The following is a 20,660-nucleotide window of genomic DNA, read 5'->3' on the forward strand; positions in this document are numbered from 1 at the left end:
CATGAGCATCCGCATCGGAATCGACGTCGGCGGCACGTTCACCGACTTCCTCGTGATCTACCCCGACGGCAGCCGCCGCATCCACAAGACCAGCTCGGTCCCGTCCGACCCGCCGCAGGCGGTGCTGAACGGGCTGCGCGAGCTGGCCGACCTCGAGGGCACCACGGTCGAGGAGCTCGTCGACCGGATCGGCCTGATCGTCCACGGCACGACCGTCACCACCAACGCGCTGCTGACCCGGCGCGGCCCGAAGACCGCCATGCTCGTCACGGAGGGCTTCCGCGACGTGCTGCCGATGCGGCACGGCACCCGCGAGGACGGCTACGACAACCTCCTCGCGATGCCGGAGCCGCTGGCGCCCCGGCACCTGCGGCTGCCGATCGAGGGCCGGATGGACTACGAGGGCGGCGAGGTCACGCCGCTCGACGAGGACGGCGTGCGCGCAGCGGCCGCGACCCTGCGCGAGCAGGGCGTCCAGTCGGTCGCCATCTCGTTCATGCACTCGCACGCCAACGCCGCGCACGAGCAGCGTGCGGCGGAGCTCCTCGGCGAGCTGCTGCCCGACGTCTACCTGACCGAGTCGGCCGAGCTGCTGGGCCAGGCGCGCTACTACGAGCGCTCGAGCGCCGCGGTGCTCAACTCGTACGCCGGGCCGATCATCTCGTCGTACCTCGCCACGCTGACCGGCCTGCTGGAGGAGGTGCGCTTCGGCGGGCTCCTGCTGATGATGCAGTCCAACGGCGGCGTCGCCACGCCGGAGCAGCTGGCCCGGCGCGCCGCGCTCTCGTTGCTGTCCGGCCCGGCCTCCGGCCCGACCGCGGGTCTGCTGGTCACGGCCGAGCACGGCTGGGACTCGTGCCTGACCGTCGACATGGGCGGCACCAGCTTCGACGCCGCGGCGGTCAAGGGCGGCAAGCCGTTGGTGATGACCGACGGCAGCATCGACCGCTGGTCGCTGGCCCTGCCGTCGGTGGACATCCACACCATCGGCGCCGGCGGTGGCTCGATCGCCTCGGTCGACGAGGGCGGCCTGCTCAGCGTCGGCCCGCAGAGCGCAGGTGCCGTTCCGGGCCCCGCCTGCTACGGCCGCGGTGGCGACCGGGCGACGACGACCGACGCGGACGTCGTCCTCGGCTACCTCGACCCGGACAGCTTCCTCAACGGCCAGATGGCGCTCGACAAGACGGCCGCGGAGGAGGCGATCCGTCGTGACGTGGCCGAACCGCTCGGGATCAGCGTGCTCGAGGCGGCCGCCGGCATCTACGAGATGGTGAACGTCTCGATGGCGTCGGGCGTCCGTGACATCACGGTACGACGCGGCCTGGACCCCCGGGACTTCCCGATCGTCGTCGCGGGCGGCGCCGGGCCGGTGCACGCGGCCGCCATCGCCGGCGAGCTCGACATCCCGGTCCTGATCACGCCACGTGACTCGTCGATCTTCTGTGCGGCCGGCATGCTCGTGTGCGACTTCAAGCACGACTACGTGCAGAGCGCCAACGACCGCCTCGACACCCTCGACCTGGCCGGCCTCGTCGGGATCTGGAAGACGATGGCGGAGGAGGGGCGCGCGACGCTCCACGGGGAGGGGGTCGGCGACGACGCGATCACCTTCGAGCCCTCACTCGACCTGCGCTACAAGGGACAGTGGTACGAGCTCAACATCCCGCTCGACGCGGCGATGCTGACCGCGCCGGACGTCGCCACGATCGCGGCGGCGTTCCACGCCGAGCACGAGCTGCTGTTCGGCTACCACAGCGACGAGATGCCCATCGACGTCCTCAACGTCCGCCTGTCGGCGGTCGGCCGGACGTCCGACGAGCGGATCGACCTCAGCTCCGAGGTCGCCGTCGACAAGCCGGAGCGCCCCGCCCGCAGGGAGATCTGGTCGCCGGCCCGGAAGGCGATGGTCGAGGTCGACGTCCACCAGGGCTCGGCGATGGGACCGAACGCCCGGATCAGCGGCCCGGCCGTGATCGAGCTCGGTACGACGACCATCGTGGTCCTCGACCAGTACGACTGCGTCGTCGATCGCGGCGGCTCGTTCGTGATGTACCTGCGCGACCGCGCAGCGGAGATCGAGGCCCGGCTCAACCTCTGAGTCCCGCCTCTCTCGGGCTCCCACACCGGCCCGGCGCACTGGGCGCCGGGCCGGGCACCTCACCCACCCCGTCAGGAGTTCCGTCATGCCCGAAAACACCTCTCGACGGCCCGATCTGCGGGCCGTCATCGAAGACAACGCCCTGCAGTCCGTCCCGCTCGACCAGCGCCAGAGCGGCTGGTCGCTCTTCGCCAACACCGCCGGAGTCGGCTCGACGCTCGTCGTCCTCGGAGTGGGCGCAGCGGTCACCTTCACGGCCGGCACCCGATGGGGGCTCGTCGTCGCACTGGTCGCCGCGGTCTTCGGGTCGAGCATCGGCTGGGCGGTCGGTCGGATCTGCCAGGTCGCCGGCACCTCGTCGACCGTCACCGCCCGCTTCCACGGTCTCGGCAACCGTGGCTCGGCGCTCGCCTCGCTCGTGTTCGCCTTCATGATCCTGGGCTTCCTCGCCCTGGAGAACGCGCTGCTCTACTACGGCACGATCTTCATGTTCGGCTGGGAGCCGTCGACGGGCAACAAGATCGCGATCTACGGCGTCCTGACCGTCGCCTGGATCGTGCTGACCACGTTCGGCCTCGGCCTGGTGCAGAAGGTGTCGCTGCTGCTGACGGTCGTGTGCGGCGTGCTCTTCGTCGTGGTCACCGTGATCGCGCTCAACAAGTCCTCGGTCTCGCTGGGCGACGTGTGGGCCTACGGCCCGCCGCACGTGGGCTTCACCGAGATCACCGCCGCCCTCTCGATCATCGCCGGCATCGCCGGCGCGCTGGCGCTCGTGGGTGCCGACTTCAGCCGCTACGCACGCACCTCGGGCGACGTCAAGGTGCTCTCGATCGGCGGTGCGATCGTCGTCAACATCGTCGTCGTCGCGATCGGCACCATCGTCTTCCAGGCCGGCAACGTCGTCGTCGCCGAGTACCTCGCCGACCCCGCCAATGCCGCCCAGGCCGCCAGCCAGGCCGGCGCGACGGTCCCGGAGAAGATCGCCTTCATGTCCGCGGCCAACCCCGGCGCCTACTTCATCGTCCTCTCCGGCTTCCTGGGCTTCTTGGTGATGTATGCCGCGCAGGCCAAGGCTCAGGTCCTCAACACCTACTCGGGCTCGCTCGCACTGAGCAACCTGTCCGACGCCGTGTTCGGCCGCAGCCCGGGCCGCCTGGTCATGGTCGTGCTCGGCAACGTGATCGCCCTGCTCGCGATCTGGGGTGACATCCTCGACCGGATCAACTCGTTCCTCGGGCTGCTCGGCATCCTCACCACCGCGCTGTGCGCCTTGATGATCGCGGACTTCTTCGTGGTCCGTCGGGGCGTGGAGCGGCTCCCCGAGCGGGTCGAGCAGTTCAACTGGGCCGGCATCGTCGCCATGCTCAGCTCGTCGGCGATCGCCTACGCCCTGCAGGACTCGGGCCGCACAAACCTCGGCTTCCTGGTCGCCCTCGTCCTGTGCCCCCTCGTGTACGTCGTCCTGCGCTCCTCGCTGCTCCCCGAGGGCCGTGGCACGGGCACCGTCGAAGCCAGCGCGGCGCTGGAGCTCGCCGAGTAGCGCCGCCCCCGCCGCACCGACCTGGCGCGCTGACCTCCCGGGGTCAGCGCGTCAGCGTCTGTGACGGGAGCTCCTGGAACCGGTCCCGGTAGGCCTGTGCGAAGCGGCCGAGGTGGAAGAAGCCCCAGCGAGCCGCCACGACCGCGACCGTGGTGGACAGCGGGTCGGCAGAGACGAGGTCCTGCCGGGCCCGCTCGAGCCGGGCTCGGCGTACCTCTGCGAGCGGTGTGGTGCCGAGGTCGCGGTGGAAGGCCTCCTGGAGCGTGCGCGCCGAGACGCCGCTGAGCTCGGCCAGGTCCGCGACCCGCCACGCCCGGCCGGGGTCGCCGTCGATCAGCGAACGTGCGGTCCGCACGGCGTGCGAAGGAGCGGCAACGGGCGCGTGCTCGAGTGCGCTGTTCGGCTGCAGCGCCAGCAACGCGGCGACGAGCGTCTGCTCGTAGCTGGTCGCGACGACAGGGGAGCGGAGGAGCTCGCCGCCCACCTCCAGCTGCTCGACGGAGAGCCAGAGCAGCCTCATCCAGTCGCGTGCCGCGGGCCGGTCGAGCGCGAGGACGGGGTCGAAGGCGAGGCCGGGAGCGCCGAGCTCCTCGACAGCGCCCCGCCGGATGTAGACGACGAGCTTCGCGCAGTCCGCGGACCACCGCATGTCGACCGGATCATCGGGGGATCCGACGAACGCCGTCCGCCGGTCCGCGACGAGCTCCCGGCGTCCCGAGCGCACCCGGGCACGCCCGTCGAGGGGCACCTGGACCAGGTAGAAGTCGAGGAAGCGGCCCGGTGTGATCCGGACCTCGTCGCCGTACCTCATGTAGTTGAGGACGACGTCCTCGCCGATCGCGCCGGCGTTGTGGACCAGGTCGAGGCGGCCGCCGCGACGGGCCAGGGCGAGGGTGTGCGAGCAGTAGCGCGCGGCAACCTGCTCGCGGGCGACCTCGAGCTCGGTGGTGGCGACCACCAGGTGCTGGCTGAGCAGGTCGGCGGCCATGGGCTGCTCCTTGCAAGACGCGGGTCCGCCGACCCTAGGGGCGGCGGACCCGCGTGCACAGGATTCCTCTCGTGATTGCGTCACGGAGAATTCGTGGCGGCCGCCCGTCGTACCAGGCGTCGGGTCACCCGGCGGTAGGAGGACGGGCGGACCGGGACCAGCCACTGCAGCGCCTTGGCGGTGCGACCGACGTCGAGGCCGACCTCGCTGAGCACCTCGTCGATGTTGTGCATCGAGAACGGCACGACATTGGTGCCGCGTGCGGAGTGCCCGTCGGTGCGCTCCTCCATCCACGTGACCCGCTCGCGCACGACGGCGCGCATCGTGTCGGGGTCGGGCACCGTGTGGTGGCCGGCCAGGTAGGAGCCGATCCAGACGGCCGACATCTCGGCGGAGAGCGGGGAGAAGAACGAGGAGTTGTAGCCGGCGAACGTCAGGTCCGGTACGTCGACGGGCAGGATCTGCCGGTAGAGCGCGAAGTTCCCTCGCTCGTCGAGCAGGCGCTGCTGCACGCTGTCGGGGAGGAACGGGACCTCCTGCCGGAACCCGGTCCCGCAGATGACCACGTCAGCGGGGACGACGGTGCCGTCGGAGAGCTCCGCGTACGGGGTGCCGTCCTTCTCGAGGAAGCGGGCGACGACCGTGTCGCGCTGGACGCAGATCGTGCCGGCGCGCACGCCCTCGTAGAAGCCCTCCGTGGCCAGCGAGACGGACGCCTTGGCGATGCTCGCGAAGGGTGCGTCGGGCAGCAGGCCCAGCTCCTTCAGCCCGAGCTGGGAGGTGACGACCTTCTCGACGCTGCCGAGCATCGCGCCCGGTAGGGCGGAGTTGCGGGCGTGCAGCGCGCGCTCGACCCCGGTGAGCCGCTGGTAGGGGAAGAGGCCCTCGCCGAGCCGGGTCAGCAGCAGGTACTTGTAGTTGAGCACGCCCTTGATCCGGCGCGGCACCTTCCACAGTAGGCCGCGCGCCACGACGGTCGTGCTGGCAGCGACCCGGCTCACCTCGACGGCGACGTCGCACGACGACTTGCCGTAGCCGACCATCAGCACGTGGCGGTCGCGAACCTCGTCGAGGCTGGCCAGCTGGCTCGTCGCGATCAGCCGGCCGCCCGCGGCGGTCAGGTCGGCGACGCCCTCGAAGTCGGGGAGCGCGGGCTCGCAGAAGATGCCGTTGGCGACGACGAGGTGGTCGTAGCGCTCGGTGGCGTCGGGCGTCGTGACGTCCCAGCCGCCACTCGCGGCGGGGACGGCACGCTCGACCTCGGTGCCCAGGCGCAGGCACGGAGCGAGGCCGAAGCGCTCGACGTACGTCTCGAGGTACTCCTGCACCTGGGCGCCCTCCAGCCACTGCGGGTAGGAGCGGGGCATCGGGTGGTCGGAGAAGCGGTAGGTCTGCTTGTTGTTCTGCGTCCTCAGGCCCGGGTAGCGGCGCGTGCGGCTCCACACTCCGCCGACGTCCGGCGTGCGGTCGTGAACGGTGACGTCGTGGCCCAGCTCGCGCAACACCCTGGCCGAGGCGAGGCCGGCGAAACCGGCGCCGATGATCGCGATCCTCATCGTCGTCTCCTCACGCCTTCAGCAGCGGGATCGCGGGCACGGTCTGCTCGGGGCCGAGCGCGGAGTAGCCGCCGTCGACCGCCCAGTCGGCGCCGGTGACCACCGACGCCGCGTCGGAGACCAGGAACGCGACGACCTCGCCGACCTCGGCCGGGTCGGCGACGCGCCCGGTGAGGTGGAAGGGCGCCGCGACGGCGTCGGTCCTGGCGCGATCCCCACCCGAGAGCTGGTCCATGACCTTGGACCAGGTCCAGCCCGGGCTGACGGAGTTGACCCGGATGCCGTCGGCGGCGAGGTCGAGCGCCATGCTCCGGGTCAGCTGGACGACGGCAGCCTTGCTCGCCGGATAGGTCCACCGCCCGGGCTGGGCGACCTTCGAGGACACCGAGCCGAAGTTGACCACGGCTGCGTGCCGACTGGCGCGCAGCCAGGGAAGGGCGGCCTGGACGACGGCCACCATCGACACCACGTTGACGTCCAGCGCGGTGAGCCAGTCGGCCCGCGAGGTGTCCGGTCCGTCGTCCAGGTAGACGCTGGCCAGGTTGACGACGACGTCGATGCCACCGTGGCGCTCGGCGGTCTCCCGCACCAGCGCCGCGACGTCGACGTCGTCGGTGACGTCGGTGCGTCGGAAGGCGACCGAGCCTCCGACGAGGTGCGCGGCGCCGTCCGCGTCGAGGTCGGCGACGACGACCCGCGCGCCGGCCCGGGCAAGTGCGGTGACGACGCCGTGCCCGATCAGGGTCGAGCCGCCGGTCACGATGGCCGTGCGGCCGTCGAGTGCTCCCATGGTTCCTGCCTCCTGTGTCTCGGATGAGATTGGGAGGGGACGCTAGGGAGGTCGCGCAGGTGCCGACTATCCGTTCCGCGCAGGCCTGGTCCGGTCTGCGCGAACGGACTCAGGCCAGTGGGAGCTGGCGCCGTGCGGGGGGCAGTTGCGCGTACCCCCGCCCGATCGCGTGGTGCAGCGCCTCGACGGGGAACGGCCAGTCGGCCGACGCGAGCGCCTCGGCCTCGGGTACGCCGCGGGCGGCGAGCTCGCGGATCGTCTCGGCGACGGCGCGCAGGTCGTCGCACTGGTCTTCGACGAAGCGCCGGTCGACGATGCCGCCGTGCCCGGGGACGACGACCGTCGCGGGCGTGGTCAGGCCCAGGACGAGGTCGAGGGTCTGCGGCCAGTCCATCGGCCAGGAATCGCTGCCGATCGACGGGGGAGCGGACTCTTCGACGAGGTCGCCGGCGAGCAGCACGTCGGCGTCGGGGACCCGGACCACGAGGTCGCCGGCGGTGTGGCCGCGGCCGGGGTGCACGAGCTCGAGCTGACGGTCGCCGAGGTCGATGACGGTGGCGCTGGAGAAGGTGTGGTCGGCCGGTGGTGCGGCGGGGTCGGTCCGGGCGGCGGCCTCGTCGGTCGCGTGGACCGGCAGGTCTTCGTAGCGCGCCTTGAAGGTCGCGTTGCCGAGCACGTGGTCGAAGTGGTCGTGCGTGTTGACGACCGCGACGACCGGCCCGGCGCGCAGGTCGCCGATCGCGGCGATGGCGGCGCGGGCCTCGGCGGCGGTCGCCAGGGTGTCGACGACGACGAGGCCGCGCTCGCCCCCGACGGCGACCAGGTTGACGTCGTACGACGGAACGCGGCGGACCCAGACCCGGTCCGCGACCTCGGTGAACGGCACCCGTCCACCGTAGCGATCAGGTGACGATCAGCAGAGCCCGGCGTGCAGCTCCGTGCGCAGCAGCTCGCCCAGGTCGTGGGTGGACGTGGCGGAGTGGGCGAAGCGGAGGACGCTGCGGTGCGCGCCGGTGAGGTCGACCCAGCGCACCTCGACGCCCTCGGGGTGCAGCCCGGTGAGCTGCACGCCGACCACCTCGCCGAGGCGGGTCTGCGTCATCGACGCGACGGCGCGGCGCAGCTCGTCCTGGTGGCAGTGGTTGGCGTGCTCGGTCGAGCGTTGGAGGAAGCCGCGGTTGAGGTCGTGCTCGGGGGAGGCGTACGCCGCGAGCGGGACCCGGACGCGGGTCTCGTCGGGGGCGTCGTCCGGTGCGCTGGCCCGGGCGAGCAGGGCGAAGTCGAGCTCGACGCCGATCCGCATCCGGATCTCGTCGCAGCACTCGCACTGCTCGAGCCCGAGCGCGTCGAGGCGCCCGGACAGGGTGAGCGTGGCGTCCCGGTCGGGGGAGTCGGGGCTGCCGAGGCCGCTGGTGACGGTCAGGAGGGCGCCGCGGCCATCGGTCGCCGCGATCGCGAGGGCGGAGCCGGCGGGGCAGCTGAGCACCGGGCGGCCGCCGTGGTCCTGCATCTCGAGCCCGCCGTCGTCGAGCCCGGCGGTCACGTCGTCGAGGCCGTCGACAACCAGCTGCACCTCGAGCGGGCAGGCGAGGATGCTGCGCGCCGCGGCGGCGAGGCGGCGTACGTCGAGACCGGGGTCGAGCGTCATGTCCGCTCCTTGCAGTTCGGGACGATAAGATTAGGTGAGCCTAACCTATCTGAATCGCGAAAGGGAGGGAAGGGCGTGTCCCGCGGGTCCGGGGATTCGACCGGGTCAGGGCTAGGATTGGCACTCCCAGCGGTGGAGTGCCAAGTTCCACCGGGGCTCGGCAACGTTGAGGAGGTGGGCATGCAGGAGGAGCGCAGGCTCGCCGTGCTGCGTGCGATCGTCGAGGACTACGTCTCGACCGAGGAGCCGGTCGGCTCCAAGGCGCTCGTCGAGCGCCACCACCTCAACGTCTCGCCGGCCACGATCCGCAACGACATGGCGGCGCTCGAGGAGGAGGGCTACCTCCACCAGCCGCACACCAGCGCCGGGCGGGTGCCGACCGACAAGGGCTACCGGCTCTTCGTCGACCGGCTCTCCACGGTCAAGCCGACCACCCAGGCCGAGCGCCGCGCGATCGCGGGCTTCCTGGAGGGGGCGGTCGACCTCGACGACGTCGTGCACCGCTCGGTCCGGCTGCTCGCGCAGCTGACCCGGCAGGTCGCCGTCGTGCAGTACCCCACGCTCTCGCGCTCGACCGTGCGCCACATCGAGGTCGTGGCGCTCACCCCGGTGCGGCTGCTGCTGGTGCTCATCCTGAGCTCGGGCCGCGTCGAGCAGCGCCTGGTCGAGCTCGACGCCGACATCAGCGAGGACGAGCTCGCCACCCTGCGCTCGCGGATCAACCTCGCCGCCACCGGCGAGGTGATCGCCGACGCCGCCACCGCGCTCCACGCGCTGGTCCGGGCCGACGGCGCCGAGGGCCGCGCCCCGGCCGCCTCGCCCGCCACGACCGCGGTCGTCGACACCCTGGTCGAGGCGATGAGCGACCACCGCTCCGACGAGCGCGTCGTCGTCGGCGGTACGGCGAACCTGGCCCGGTTCGGCGACAGCTTCGAGACCTCGGTCCGCCCGCTGCTCGAGGCGCTCGAGGAGCAGGTCGTGCTCCTCAAGCTGCTCGGCGAGGCGCAGACCGGCGGCGCGGTGACGGTGCGGATCGGCGCCGAGGGGCCGTACGAGAACCTGGCCTCCACCAGCGTCGTCGCCACCGGCTACGGCCCCGACGACGCGTTGGCCGCGCTCGGGATCGTCGGCCCCACCCGCATGGACTACCCCGGAACGATGGCGGCGGTGCGTGCCGTGGCGCGCTACGTCTCCCGCATCCTCGACGAGAGCTGAGAAGAAGAGAAGTGAGCCAGGACCCCTACGAGCTGCTGGGCGTCGGCCGTGACGCGGACGCCGACACGATCAAGAAGGCGTACCGCAAGCTCGCCCGCCAGCTCCACCCGGACGTCAACCCCGACCCGGAGAGCCAGGAGCGGTTCAAGCAGGTCACCGCCGCCTATGAGGTGCTGTCCGACCCGCAGAAGCGGGCGGCCTACGACCGCGGCGGCGACCCGTTCGGCGGCGGCTTCGGTGGCGGCCAGGGTGCGGGCTTCTCCTTCACCGACATCATGGACGCCTTCTTCGGCGGCCAGGGCGGCGGCGCCGCCGGTGGCGGCCGCGGTCCCCGCCCGCGCGTGCGTCGCGGCCAGGACGCCCTGATCCGGATCGAGGTCGAGCTCGCCGAGGCCGCGTTCGGCGTCTCCCGCGAGCTCAAGGTCGACACCGCGGTGCGCTGCACCACCTGCGACGGCGAGGGCGCCGCGCCCGGCAGCCACCCGGTGCCGTGCGAGACCTGCCACGGCCACGGCGAGGTCGCCCACGTCCAGCGCTCCTTCCTCGGCGAGATCCGCACCCTGCGCCCGTGCGCGGCCTGCCGCGGCTTCGGCACCGTGATCCCCGACCCGTGCCGCGAGTGCGCGGGCGACGGGCGGGTCCGCTCGCGTCGTACCCTCACCGTCAAGATCCCCGCGGGCGTCGACAACGGCACCCGCGTCCAGCTCAGCGAGCAGGGCGAGGTCGGGCCGGGCGGCGGCCCCGCCGGCGACCTGTACGTCGAGATCCACGTCGCGCCCCACGAGGTCTTCGAGCGCCACGGCAGCGACCTGCACTGCACGGTGTCGGTGCCGATGACCGCCGCTGCCCTCGGTACGACGATCGAGCTGCCCACGCTCGAGGCCGACCTCGACGAGAGCGCCGACGTCGAGCGGTCCTTCGACCTGCAGGTCCCGACCGGCACGCAGTCCGGCCACCAGGTCCTTCTCCGCGGCCGCGGCGTCCCCGGCCTGCGTGGCGGACGCGGCGACCTCGCCGTCACCATCGCCGTCGACACCCCGACCCGGCTCGACCCGCGCCAGGAGGAGCTGCTGCGCGAGCTGGCCGCGATCCGCGGCGAGGAGCAGCCGACCGGCGACGTCCGACCGGCGCACAAGTCGATGTTCGGCCGGCTCCGCGACGCGTTCACCACGCACTGAGCAGATGACGCTTCCCCAGCACCTCGTGCCGACGCTCGACGGCGTGCGCGCGGGTGACGCCGTCACCGTCGAGGGCGACGAGGCGCACCACGCGGTCGTCGTACGTCGGCTGCGGGTGGGGGAGCAGCTGCTGCTTGCCGACGGGCTCGGCCTGGTCGCGACCGGCGAGGTGACGGAGACCGCCAAGCGAGCGTTCACGGTCGTCGTGGGCGAGGTCGAGGACCACCCCGAGCCCCGGCCGTCGGTGACCGTCGTCCAGGCGTTGCCGAAGGGCGAGCGCGGTGAGCTCGCCGTCGAGGTGCTCACCGAGATCGGCGTCGCCCGGATCGTCCCGTGGGCCGCGGCCCGCAGCGTCGCGGTCTGGAAGGGCGAGCGCGCCACCAAGTCGCACGCGAAGTGGCAGGCCACCGCCCGCGAGGCCGCCAAGCAGGCCCGCCGCGCGTGGCACCCGTCGGTGCTGCCGCTGGCCGCGACCGACGAGGTCGCCGACCTGATCGCCTCGGTCGACGTCGCGATCGTGCTCCACGAGGACGCCGCGGAGCCGCTCGGCGCGCTCGCCCTGCCCGCCGACGGCGACCTGCTGGTCGTCGTGGGTCCCGAGGGCGGGCTGACCGAGGAGGAGGTCGGCCGGTTCGTGGAGCACGGTGCGGTCGCCGTCCGGCTCGGGTCCGAGGTGCTGCGCACCTCCACCGCCGGGGTCGCCGCCGTCGCTGCGCTGCTGTCGCGGACCCCACGCTGGGGAGCCTGACGCAGCTCAGCGGGCGAGCAGAGCCTCGACCCGCGCGATCTCGTCGTCCAGCCCGGCCCGCTCGGCCCGGGTCAGCTCCCGGACCAGCTCGACGACCGCGACCCGGCCGTCCTCGATCCGCCACAGTCCGGCCAGCCAGCCGTTGGCGTAGATCGACAGCGCCTGGGCGCCGTTGACGCCCATCCACAGCCGGCGGTGCTCGGGTGCGGTGACCCGATCGCGGCCGGCGTGGGAGAGCCAGACGTTGTCGTAGTTGCCGAGCAGCCGCACCGGTGCGGGCGTCTCCTCGTCGGCGACGGGCGCGCCGGCGACGTCGTAGAGGACCTTGCCGTCCTCGTCCTCGTGCACCTCGAGGTCGTCCATCGCCTTGACGACAGGTCCCAGCCGGGTGATCCCGGACCACGCCGTCACGTCCGCGGCGGTGCCGGGGCCGAACGCGGTGAGGTAGCGGCGCACGATCGCGGGCACGTCCGGCTCGGCCAGCGGGAGGCCGGTCCAGCGGTCGGCGTGGTCGTAGGCGACCGCGGTCGACCCGGTCGGCTTCCAGCAGCCGCGCGGCGGGAGCTGGACCAGCACCTCGGCGACCCGCGCGACCTGGCCCAGCTGGGTCGCGGTGTACGCCGGGAACCGCTCGGCCAGCGCCGCGCCGAGCTGGCGCTGGGGGAGCGGACCGCCGGCGAGGACCTCCTGCACCGCGGCCGAGAACGCTGCGCGGTCGACCTCGCGCGCCGTACCGATCGTCTGGCTGACCTTCATCTCGCGCTCGCGCACCGGCGCCGCCCACACCGGCAGCGACACCGCGTCGGCCGGCAGGTGCAGGTGGACGGTGTCGCGCAGGCTGAGGACCCGCACCAGCGAGCGGTCCTCGATCGCCGTGCTCACCTGCCACGGGTCGACGTCGGTGAGCCGCGCCGCCAGGGAGAGGTACGGCGGCAGCGGCTCCTGCGCCTGCAGGCCGACCAGGTGCTCGACCATCGCGGCCGGTTCCATCGTGACCCGCTCGAGGAGGTGCTGGCGCAGCAGCAGGGTCCGGTTCAGCCGGAGCCGGGTGAACCTCACTTGATCGTGATCCCCTTGGTGTCCTCGGTCGGGCCGCCGCCCTCGCCGCCCGACGGGTCGTCGGTGCGGGCGATGAAGGTGTAGCTGCCGGGCGGCAGCTCGCTCACGTCGACCTCGGTGGTCCACGGGTAGAGCTTGTCGGTCCAGCCGTCGGCCATCGCGGAGCTCTCGAGCACGACCTTGCCGGAGGAGTCCTGGATCTCCCACGGCACCGTCGCCTCGAACGAGCTGGCGCGACCGGAGGCGGTGAAGGTGCCGCTGACGACGCTGCCCTGCGCGGGCTCGGTGACGTTGACCAGGGCGAGCACGTCGAGCTCGGGGGCGGCGGTGAGGCCGTCGCCGACGGGGACGCCGAGCAGGGTGGTGGCCGGCTTGCCGTCGTACGTCACGCGGACGGGGAGACGCTCGCCGATCACGCCCTGCAGGGAGTAGACGAGCTGCTGGACAGCGAGCTTCGCCTCCGCGGGCTGCAGCGAGCCGGCCGTGAGCCACGCGTCGTCGGCCAGCCCGACCTCGATCGCGTCCGCGGTCTTGGTGACCGACGCGAACCGGCCCTGGGGCCACAGCGTGCGGTAGTCGGGGTCGACCGGGTCGCCGCTGGTGATCGCGGCGGCGGTCGCGACGAGGCGGTCGGCGCCGGCGACCTGGATGAACTCGCGATAGAGCCGGTCGCCCTGCGGCGTCGTGCCGACGTAGTACGCCGGCACCGCCGACGCCTCGTCACTCGGGGTGCCGGTCGCGGACGCCGTGGCCGAGCCGCTCTCGGTCGTGACGTCGGACGGGGCCGCGCTGGGGGTCGGCTTGTCGGCGGGCTCGTCGTCTCCGCAGCCGGCCAGCACGCCCAGGGCGAGGACGGCGCCGGCGGCGGCGAGGGTGCGGGGGAAGGTCATGCCTCGATCCTCCCCGATGCCACGGACACTCGGCGGAGGACGCCGGCCCGCGTGTCGACGTGTCGCTGACCGTGCGGCACCGGCGGGGTGTTGCACCATGAGCGGCGTGGGAGATCGTCCCGGAACCGCTCCGACCACCTTCGCCGACGCCCTGGGCGCGGCGATGGAGAGGCGTGGCGTGACGCTGACGCACCTGCGCGACCGGCTCGCCGGGCGCGGTCACCCGGTGTCGCTCACGGCCCTGTCGTACTGGCGCTCCGGGCAGCGCGAGCCCGAGCGGGTCACGTCGCTCGACGCGGTCCCGGAGCTCGAGGCACTGCTCGGACTCGAGGAGGGGGCGCTGAGCAGGCGGCTGTCCGGCCGGTCGCGGCGCCGCGTCGGCCCAGTCAAGCCGTTCGACGAGCTGCTCGGCGATCCGGCGGGCGACGCGGTGATCGGCGAGGAGGACGTGTGCCGGGTGTCCTCCCACCTCGTCGTCGACGTCGGGGCGCGGGGCGAGATCGTGCGCGCCCGGGTGCGGCAGGTCGTCGTGGCCGACCGGGACGGCGTCGACGGGGTGACCCTCTTCGTCGGCCCGGACGTCGGGACCCAGGAGAACGCGGTGGTGATGACCCCGGTCGCGGGGTGCACCATCGAGGAGACGCACGACCTGGAGAACGGCATCCGCGGCTCCAGGCTGGTCTTCGAGCGCCCGCTCGCGCTGGGGGAGTCCACGGTGACGGAGATCGAGGCCCGGACCGAGGGACTCGACCTCGAGACCGACTACGCGCTGGCGGCCGAGCAGCGGCTCGAGGAGGCGTTGGTCTGGGTGCGCTTCCACCCCGATCGGCTCCCGGCGCGGTGCTGGGTGTACTTCGCCGAGGGCGGACTGAGCCACGAGTGGCCGGCCGACCTCGCCGGTGGCAGCAGCGTGCACTACCGCCAGACGGCCTTCGGCCCCGGATGCCTCGGCGTGCGGTGGGAGTGGTGAGCCGGGCCCGGGCGACGTCCTAGGGTGGTGCCCGTGACGGATCCCGACTGCCTGTTCTGCAAGATCGTCGCCGGTGACATCCCGGCCGAGATCGTCCACACCGGCGAGCGCACGGTCGCCTTCCGTGACATCAACCCGCAGGCGCCGCTGCACGTCCTCGTCGTGCCGCGCGACCACGAGCCGAACGCCGCCGCATCGGCCACCGCCGACGCGTCGATGTTCGCCGAGATCGCCACCACGGCGCGCACCGTCGCCACCGGTGAGGGGTACGACGACTACCGGCTCGTCTTCAACACCGGCGCCGGCGTCGGGCAGACGGTCTTCCACACCCACTGCCACGTGCTCGCCGGCCGTCCCATGGGCTGGCCCCCGGGCTGAGCCTGGATCCGGGCTGAGAGCTCTGGTGACGGTCCCGCAAACGAGTGGGCGTCGCGGCGCCCCGCCACGTACCATGGTGGGGCCGCATCGTCGTACCTGAAAGGCCGCCCGTCCTCGGGCATCCATGACCGACTCACTCCCTCACGCCGCCACCGCCGCCGTCACGCCCGCGGCACCCACCCGTCACACGGTGGTCGTGCCCAACAGCATCGACATGGTCACCCTGTTCGGTCCCGGTGACGAGCACCTCGGCATCATCGAGAAGCGGTTCGGCATCACCGTCCACGTCCGCGGCAACCGGATCACGCTGGCCGGTGACGTCCACGAGATCGAGCTGGCCGAGAAGCTCATCGACGAGCTGGTGGCCATCCTGCGCACCGGCCAGGGCATCACCGCCGAGGTCGTCCAGCGTGTCGAGGCGATGCTGCGGGTGCAGACCGCGACCTCCGAGCGGCCGGCCGACATCCTCTCGCTCAACATCCTGAGCAACCGTGGCCGCTCCATCCGGCCCAAGACGCTCAACCAGAAGCGCTACGTCGAGACCATCGACAAGCACACGATCACCTTCGGTATCGGCCCCGCCGGCACCGGCAAGACCTACCTCGCCATGGCCAAGGCCGTGCAGGCACTGCAGGCCAAGCAGGTCAACCGGATCATCCTCACCCGCCCGGCGGTCGAGGCCGGCGAGCGGCTGGGCTACCTGCCCGGCACGCTCAGCGAGAAGATCGACCCCTACCTGCGCCCGCTGTACGACGCGCTGCACGACATGCTCGACCCCGAGTCCGTGCCCAAGCTGCTGGCCGCCGGGACCATCGAGGTCGCGCCGCTGGCCTACATGCGCGGCCGCTCGCTCAACGACTCCTTCATCATCCTCGACGAGGCGCAGAACACCACGCCGGAGCAGATGAAGATGTTCCTCACCCGGCTCGGGTTCGGCTCCAAGATCGTGGTGACCGGTGACGTCACCCAGGTCGACCTGCCGTCGGGCACCACCTCGGGCCTGCGGATCGTGGAGAAGATCCTCGACGGTGTCGAGGACCTCGCGTTCGTGCGGCTCACCAGCCACGACGTCGTCCGCCACCAGCTCGTGGCGCGGATCGTGGCGGCGTACGACGAGTTCGATGCCATCAAGGAATCGCAGAAGGTGGCCAGGAAGGCCGTCAAGAAGGGCGACCAGGAGTGACGATCGAGATCCTCGACGAGTCCGGCAGCGGGCTCGACGTGAAGCACTTCTCCCAGCTGGCGCGCTTCGTGATGGACCAGATGCGCGTCCACCCGCTCGCCGAGCTGTGCATCAAGGCGGTCGACGAGGACACCATCGCCGAGCTCAACGAGAGGTGGATGGAGAAGGAGGGCCCGACCGACGTGCTCGCCTTCCCCATGGACGAGCTGCGGCCCGGCCTGGTCAACGAGGAGCCCGAGGAGGGCGTCCTCGGCGACCTCGTGCTGTGCCCGGCGGTGGCCGAGCGTCAGGGTGAGGCGGCCGGCCACGGCACCCTCGCCGAGCTCGAGCTGCTCACGACCCACGGCATCCTCCACCTGCTCGGCTACGACCACGCCGAGCCGGAGGAGCACAAGGTGATGTTCGGGCTCCAGGACCAGCTCCTGGCCCAGTGGCGGGCCCAGCCGGCCACATGATCGCCGACAGTCTCTGGCCGCTGGCAGCAGCGGCCGTCCTGGTGGTGCTGGCGGGCCTGTTCGCAGCGGCGGACGCGGCCCTCGCCGGGTTCTCGCGCGCCCGCGCGCAGGAGATGGTGGGGGAGCGGCGTGCCGGCGCGCAGCGCCTCGTCGCCGTCCTGGAGGACGCCCCGCGCCACCTCAACACCGCGCTGCTGCTGCAGCTGCTGTGCGAGATCGCGGCGATCGTCGTCGTCACGCTGTACGTCGACGACCGGCTCGACTCCTCCTGGTGGGCCCGTGCCGGCGTGGCCCTCGCGATCATGCTCGTGGTGTCCTTCGTCGTGATCGGCGTCGCGCCGCGCACCGTCGGCAGGCAGCACGCCGAGACGATCGCCGTCTGGTGCGCCTGGCCGCTGTCCGCGCTCACCACCGTGCTCGGCCCGATCCCGCGGCTGCTCATCCTGGTCGGCAACGCGATCACGCCGGGCCGCGGCTTCCGCGAGGGCCCGTTCCAGACCGAGACCGAGCTGCGCGAGCTCGTCGACATCGCCGAGGCCACCGAGCTGATCGAGGCCGACGAGCGCAAGATGATCCACTCGGTCTTCGAGCTCGGCGACACCACCGTGCGCGAGGTGATGGTCCCGCGCGGCGACGTGGTCTACATCGAGTGCCACAAGAACCTGCGCCAGACCATGTCGCTGTTCCTGCGTTCCGGCTTCTCCCGCGTCCCCGTCGTCGGCGACAACCTCGACGACGTGCGCGGCATGGCGTACCTCAAGGACGTCGTCCGCCGCGACTTCGAGGCCCCGGACGTCGAGCTCACCCAGAAGGTCGAGGAGGTCATGCGACCGGCCATCTGGGTGCCCGAGTCCAAGCCGGTCGACGACCTGCTCCGCGAGATGCAGCTGCGCCGCCTCCACGTCGCCATCGTCGTCGACGAGTACGGCGGCACCGCCGGCCTGATCACCATCGAGGACCTGCTCGAGGAGATCGTCGGCGAGATCACCGACGAGTACGACGAGGCCGAGGTCGAGGTCGAGCACCTCGGCGACGGCCTCGACGACCCCCAGCGCAAGGTGCGGGTCTCGTCGCGCTACCCGGTCGACGACCTCGACGAGCTCTTCGGCTTCACGATCGAGGAGGAGGACGTCGACTCCGTCGGCGGCCTGCTCGCCAAGCACCTCGGACGGGTCCCGATCCCCGGCTCGGTCGTCGAGGCGCACGGCCTTCGCTTCGAGGCCGAGCACGCCGCCGGGCGCCGCAACAAGATCGGCACCGTGCTCATCTCGCGCGTTCCGCAGGACGACACTGTCGCCGACTGACAGGATGCGGGCCGTGCCCCTGCTGCGTCGGTTCGCAGTCCCGCTCCTGGTCTGGGTGGTCGCTGCGGCGTACTGCTGGTGGCGGGTCCCCGCTGCCGCCCGAAGCCGGATCTGGGCCGAGGACGGCGCTGTCTTCCTCCAGGGCAGCATCGCCGGGGCCCCGCCCTGGCGGCCGTACGACGGCTACCTCCACGTCGTGCCCCGGCTGGTGACCGATGCCATCGTCCTCGTCGTGCCCGCCGGGCAGTGGGACGTCGCGATCACCCTCGCCGCGGTCACCCTGGTCGCTCTGGTCTGCGCACTGACCTGGCTCCTCACCGAGGACGTCATCGCGCAGCCGTGGGTCCGGGTGCTGGTTGCCCTCGCCCCGGTCCTGCTGCCGGCCGGCGCGACCGAGGTCCTCGGCAATCTCGCGAACCTGCACGGCTTCGGCCTGTGGCTGGCCTTCTGGATCGTGGTGCACCGCCCGACCAGTCGCGCCGCCGCGATCGCCTGGGCCGTCGCAGGCCTGCTGGCCGGCCTGACCGAGGTGGTCGTCGTCCTGCTGGTCCCGCTGATGCTGGTGGGCTGGCGGGACCGGCTGCGCTGGATCGCGCGCGCCGGCGTCCTCGCAGGAGCGCTGGCTCAGGTCGTCGCGACGGTGCTCCACCCACGCCCCGACAAGGGCAGTGCTGCCTTCTCGCTCCCCGACCTGGTCGTGGGGTACGCCGGCCACGCCGGGGCGGCGGCATGGACCGACGACGGCCAGGTTGCAGGTCGACTGGTCGACGTCGCCGGACCGCTGGGGTTGGTCGTGCTCGTGCTGCCGGCTCTCGTCGCGGCCGGTCTCGTGCTCCGGCGCGGCGAGCGCGGGCTCCGTGCCGCGGCGCTCGGCCTGGTGATCGGGTCCGGACTGCTCTGGTCCGCCAGCACCGTCGCCAACGGGTACGCCCTGGTGTTCGCCGGCTGGACCGGGGACCAGTGGCGCGCGGGCGGCGTGCTCCGCTACGGCACCAGCTCGGGCCTCTACCTGTTCGCCGTCCCGCTCCTCGCCCTCGACCTGGCCCGGTCCCGCGGCCAGCGGGTCGTGGCGGCCGGCGTGGCGGTCATGGTGCTGGGTTCGGCACTCCTCGCTGCGCGGCCCGGTCCGGTGGCCCGTGAGCAGGGGCCGCCATGGCCGCCGGCCTCGGAGCTGATCGACCGGTGCTCGGCCGCGGCTGGGGAGATGCAGGGCGACATCGAGGTCCAGGTCGCGCCGGACCTCCCCGGATGGCAGGTCGTGCTGCCCTGTGACCGTGTCGATCGCTGAACCTCAGCGGTCGAGCAGCGCCCACGGGTTCTCGCGCGTCCAGACGGTCGGGAAGTGCAGTCCGACGCCCTGCTCCCCGGCGAGCCGGGTGAGCACGTCCATGGTCGCGTCCAGGTCGTCCCCGAGGTAGGGCAGCGCGCGCAGCGGCCGGTCCAGGGGGCGGAAGAAGTCGTCCCAGTGGATCAGCACGACCTGCCGGGCGCCGACGGTCTCGACCGTCTCCGCCCAGTACTGCTCGATGTACGCCCGGTTCTGCACGCCCAGCTGGCCGATGCCGAGGTAGGCGACGTCGGCCCGGTGCCCGGCGAGCGCGCCCGGCCGGAACCCGGCGCTGCCCTGGACCAGCGCCGTGCGGCCGCTGTCGTGCTCGACCAGGATCGACCAGGCCTCGCCGCACCGGTACGCCTCGGTCCGGACCGGCGGTACGACGGGCGCTGTGATCGTCCCCGGATACCGGTCCGGCGGGCAGTGCTCGCCCTCGACCCAGGTCAGCCGGAAACCGCCGACGGTCATCGGCGCACCAGGGACGACCACCTCGACCTGCTCAGCGGGAAGTCCGCCGCCGCGGCCGACCTGGGCGACCGAGGTACCGCCGACGAGGCGGGCGCCGGTGCGCTGTGCGACGACGGCGGAGTCCATCACGTGGTCGAAGTGGGTGTGCACGGGCGCGACCAGGGTGACCCGGTCGATCCCCGCCCGGGCCAGGGTGGCGTCGATGCGCGCCTCGTCGGGCGCGATCTTGCCGAGCGCGACGCGGGGGAGCGAGGGACGCGAGAAGAAGCCGTCGGTGAGCACGGCCGTGGTGCCGTCGTCGATCAGCAGGCTGGCGACGCCGAGGAAGGTCACGGCGAGTCCGTCCACACCGCCGCCGGGCTGCTCGGTGGCCCGGGGGAGTCCGAACCGGTCGGCGTACCGACCGATCTCGGGGCGCCCCAGCCGCAACCGCAGACTCAGTCCCACGCCCGGCCGCCTCAGGCGCCCGGGACGATCCGGATGTCGCGCTCGGCGCCGTCACCCAGCGCGGCCAGAGCGTCCTGGTACGCCGGGGTGTCGTGGGCGGCGACGGCGGCCTCGACGCTGTCGAACTCGATGACCACGACCCGCTCCTGCAGACCCGCCTCGTAGACCTGCTCGGGCAGGCCGCGGGCCAGGAACCGGCCGCCGGCCCCGATCAGCGCCGGAGCGGCCAGAGCGGCGTAGGCCGCCATCTTCTCGTCGTCGCGAACCGCGCGGTAGTTGCTGATCCAGTAGGCAGGCATGACCCCATCCTGCCGCAGGACACCGCGCCGGCTCGCAGAGGGGACGTCCGGTGGGTGGGACGGCCATTGACCCTGACTGACCGTTCAGTCACGGTGGTCGACGTCACATTTGT

At 72.4% G+C, this 20,660-nt stretch carries 20 protein-coding genes; 11 read left to right on the forward strand and 9 right to left on the reverse strand.

The window, feature by feature from the left end:
* The first annotated feature begins 1 nt into the window (after position 1).
* Together ACZYRU_RS18600 and ACZYRU_RS18605 are read left to right on the forward strand one after the other, a co-directional pair.
* Positions 2–2,098 (forward strand): hydantoinase/oxoprolinase family protein, encoded by a 2,097-nt coding sequence (locus ACZYRU_RS18600; protein ID WP_488958577.1) that lies wholly within the window; start codon positions 2–4, stop codon positions 2,096–2,098.
* Between the two features lie 85 nt (positions 2,099–2,183).
* Positions 2,184–3,638 carry a purine-cytosine permease family protein gene (locus ACZYRU_RS18605; protein WP_488958578.1) on the forward strand — a complete coding sequence of 485 codons (1,455 nt, stop codon included), beginning with the start codon at positions 2,184–2,186 and terminating at the stop codon, positions 3,636–3,638.
* A 43-nt stretch (positions 3,639–3,681) separates the two neighbouring features.
* On the opposite strand, the gene ACZYRU_RS18610 is transcribed toward ACZYRU_RS18605, so the two are convergent.
* From ACZYRU_RS18610 to ACZYRU_RS18630, 5 genes are all read right to left on the reverse strand, one after another.
* Complete coding sequence (locus ACZYRU_RS18610) at positions 3,682–4,626, reverse strand: AraC family transcriptional regulator (protein ID WP_488958579.1); 945 nt, start codon at positions 4,624–4,626, stop codon at positions 3,682–3,684.
* Positions 4,627–4,706: 80 nt separating this feature from the next.
* Positions 4,707–6,182 carry a flavin-containing monooxygenase gene (locus ACZYRU_RS18615; RefSeq protein ID WP_488958580.1) on the reverse strand — a complete coding sequence of 492 codons (1,476 nt, stop codon included), beginning with the start codon at positions 6,180–6,182 and terminating at the stop codon, positions 4,707–4,709.
* A 10-nt stretch (positions 6,183–6,192) separates the two neighbouring features.
* The gene (locus ACZYRU_RS18620; protein WP_488958581.1) at positions 6,193–6,972 is read right to left on the reverse strand and encodes an SDR family oxidoreductase; all 780 of its coding nucleotides are present in this window, start codon (positions 6,970–6,972) and stop codon (positions 6,193–6,195) included.
* 109 nt (positions 6,973–7,081) lie between these two features.
* Positions 7,082–7,858 carry an MBL fold metallo-hydrolase gene (locus tag ACZYRU_RS18625; RefSeq protein ID WP_488958582.1) on the reverse strand — a complete coding sequence of 259 codons (777 nt, stop codon included), beginning with the start codon at positions 7,856–7,858 and terminating at the stop codon, positions 7,082–7,084.
* 27 nt (positions 7,859–7,885) lie between these two features.
* Complete coding sequence (locus tag ACZYRU_RS18630) at positions 7,886–8,620, reverse strand: hypothetical protein (RefSeq protein ID WP_488958583.1); 735 nt, start codon at positions 8,618–8,620, stop codon at positions 7,886–7,888.
* Between the two features lie 180 nt (positions 8,621–8,800).
* Here ACZYRU_RS18630 and hrcA point away from each other — a divergent pair, with 180 nt between their 5' ends.
* Genes hrcA through ACZYRU_RS18645 form a run of 3 tightly spaced genes read left to right on the forward strand, consistent with a single transcriptional unit; the run spans position 8,801 to position 11,761 of the window.
* Positions 8,801–9,835, forward strand: a complete 1,035-nt coding sequence (gene hrcA / locus ACZYRU_RS18635; protein WP_488958584.1) for a heat-inducible transcriptional repressor HrcA — start codon at positions 8,801–8,803, stop codon at positions 9,833–9,835.
* A gap of 11 nt (positions 9,836–9,846) precedes the next feature.
* Positions 9,847–11,013, forward strand: a complete 1,167-nt coding sequence (gene dnaJ, locus ACZYRU_RS18640; RefSeq protein ID WP_488958585.1) for a molecular chaperone DnaJ — start codon at positions 9,847–9,849, stop codon at positions 11,011–11,013.
* Between the two features lie 4 nt (positions 11,014–11,017).
* A complete protein-coding gene (locus ACZYRU_RS18645) occupies positions 11,018–11,761 on the forward strand; it encodes a 16S rRNA (uracil(1498)-N(3))-methyltransferase (protein ID WP_488958586.1) in 744 nt (247 codons plus the stop codon).
* Between the two features lie 6 nt (positions 11,762–11,767).
* Here the strand turns inward: ACZYRU_RS18645 and ACZYRU_RS18650 are convergent, their stop codons facing one another.
* Complete coding sequence (locus ACZYRU_RS18650; RefSeq protein WP_488958587.1) at positions 11,768–12,820, reverse strand: winged helix DNA-binding domain-containing protein; 1,053 nt, start codon at positions 12,818–12,820, stop codon at positions 11,768–11,770.
* Complete coding sequence (locus ACZYRU_RS18655; protein ID WP_488958588.1) at positions 12,817–13,710, reverse strand: Gmad2 immunoglobulin-like domain-containing protein; 894 nt, start codon at positions 13,708–13,710, stop codon at positions 12,817–12,819. The genes ACZYRU_RS18650 and ACZYRU_RS18655 overlap by 4 nt, the downstream gene beginning before the upstream one ends.
* Before the next feature lie 106 nt (positions 13,711–13,816).
* Here ACZYRU_RS18655 and ACZYRU_RS18660 point away from each other — a divergent pair, with 106 nt between their 5' ends.
* The 6 genes from ACZYRU_RS18660 to ACZYRU_RS18685 all read left to right on the forward strand — a co-directional run bounded on the left by ACZYRU_RS18660 (position 13,817) and on the right by ACZYRU_RS18685 (position 19,288).
* Positions 13,817–14,680 (forward strand): hypothetical protein, encoded by an 864-nt coding sequence (locus tag ACZYRU_RS18660; protein WP_488958589.1) that lies wholly within the window; start codon positions 13,817–13,819, stop codon positions 14,678–14,680.
* Positions 14,681–14,713: 33 nt separating this feature from the next.
* Complete coding sequence (locus tag ACZYRU_RS18665; protein ID WP_179725265.1) at positions 14,714–15,058, forward strand: HIT domain-containing protein; 345 nt, start codon at positions 14,714–14,716, stop codon at positions 15,056–15,058.
* Between the two features lie 124 nt (positions 15,059–15,182).
* Positions 15,183–16,241: a PhoH family protein gene (locus ACZYRU_RS18670; RefSeq protein ID WP_488958590.1), complete on the forward strand. Its 1,059-nt coding sequence runs from the start codon at positions 15,183–15,185 to the stop codon at positions 16,239–16,241.
* Complete coding sequence (gene ybeY / locus ACZYRU_RS18675; RefSeq protein WP_488958591.1) at positions 16,238–16,696, forward strand: rRNA maturation RNase YbeY; 459 nt, start codon at positions 16,238–16,240, stop codon at positions 16,694–16,696. Before ACZYRU_RS18670 ends, ybeY begins: the two co-directional genes overlap by 4 nt.
* Positions 16,693–18,000 carry a hemolysin family protein gene (locus ACZYRU_RS18680; protein ID WP_488958592.1) on the forward strand — a complete coding sequence of 436 codons (1,308 nt, stop codon included), beginning with the start codon at positions 16,693–16,695 and terminating at the stop codon, positions 17,998–18,000. The genes ybeY and ACZYRU_RS18680 overlap by 4 nt, the downstream gene beginning before the upstream one ends.
* A 13-nt stretch (positions 18,001–18,013) precedes the next feature.
* Entirely contained in the window at positions 18,014–19,288 is a 1,275-nt protein-coding gene (locus tag ACZYRU_RS18685; RefSeq protein WP_488958593.1) for a hypothetical protein, read from the forward strand.
* Between the two features lie 3 nt (positions 19,289–19,291).
* Here ACZYRU_RS18685 and ACZYRU_RS18690 read toward each other — a convergent pair whose 3' ends face one another.
* Together ACZYRU_RS18690 and ACZYRU_RS18695 are read right to left on the reverse strand one after the other, a co-directional pair.
* A complete protein-coding gene (locus ACZYRU_RS18690; protein WP_488958594.1) occupies positions 19,292–20,248 on the reverse strand; it encodes an MBL fold metallo-hydrolase in 957 nt (318 codons plus the stop codon).
* 11 nt (positions 20,249–20,259) lie between these two features.
* Positions 20,260–20,547 carry a DUF1330 domain-containing protein gene (locus ACZYRU_RS18695; RefSeq protein ID WP_488958595.1) on the reverse strand — a complete coding sequence of 96 codons (288 nt, stop codon included), beginning with the start codon at positions 20,545–20,547 and terminating at the stop codon, positions 20,260–20,262.
* Between the last annotated feature and the right edge of the window lie 113 nt (positions 20,548–20,660).

The sequence above is a fragment of the Nocardioides sp. F233 genome, from assembly GCF_057813895.1.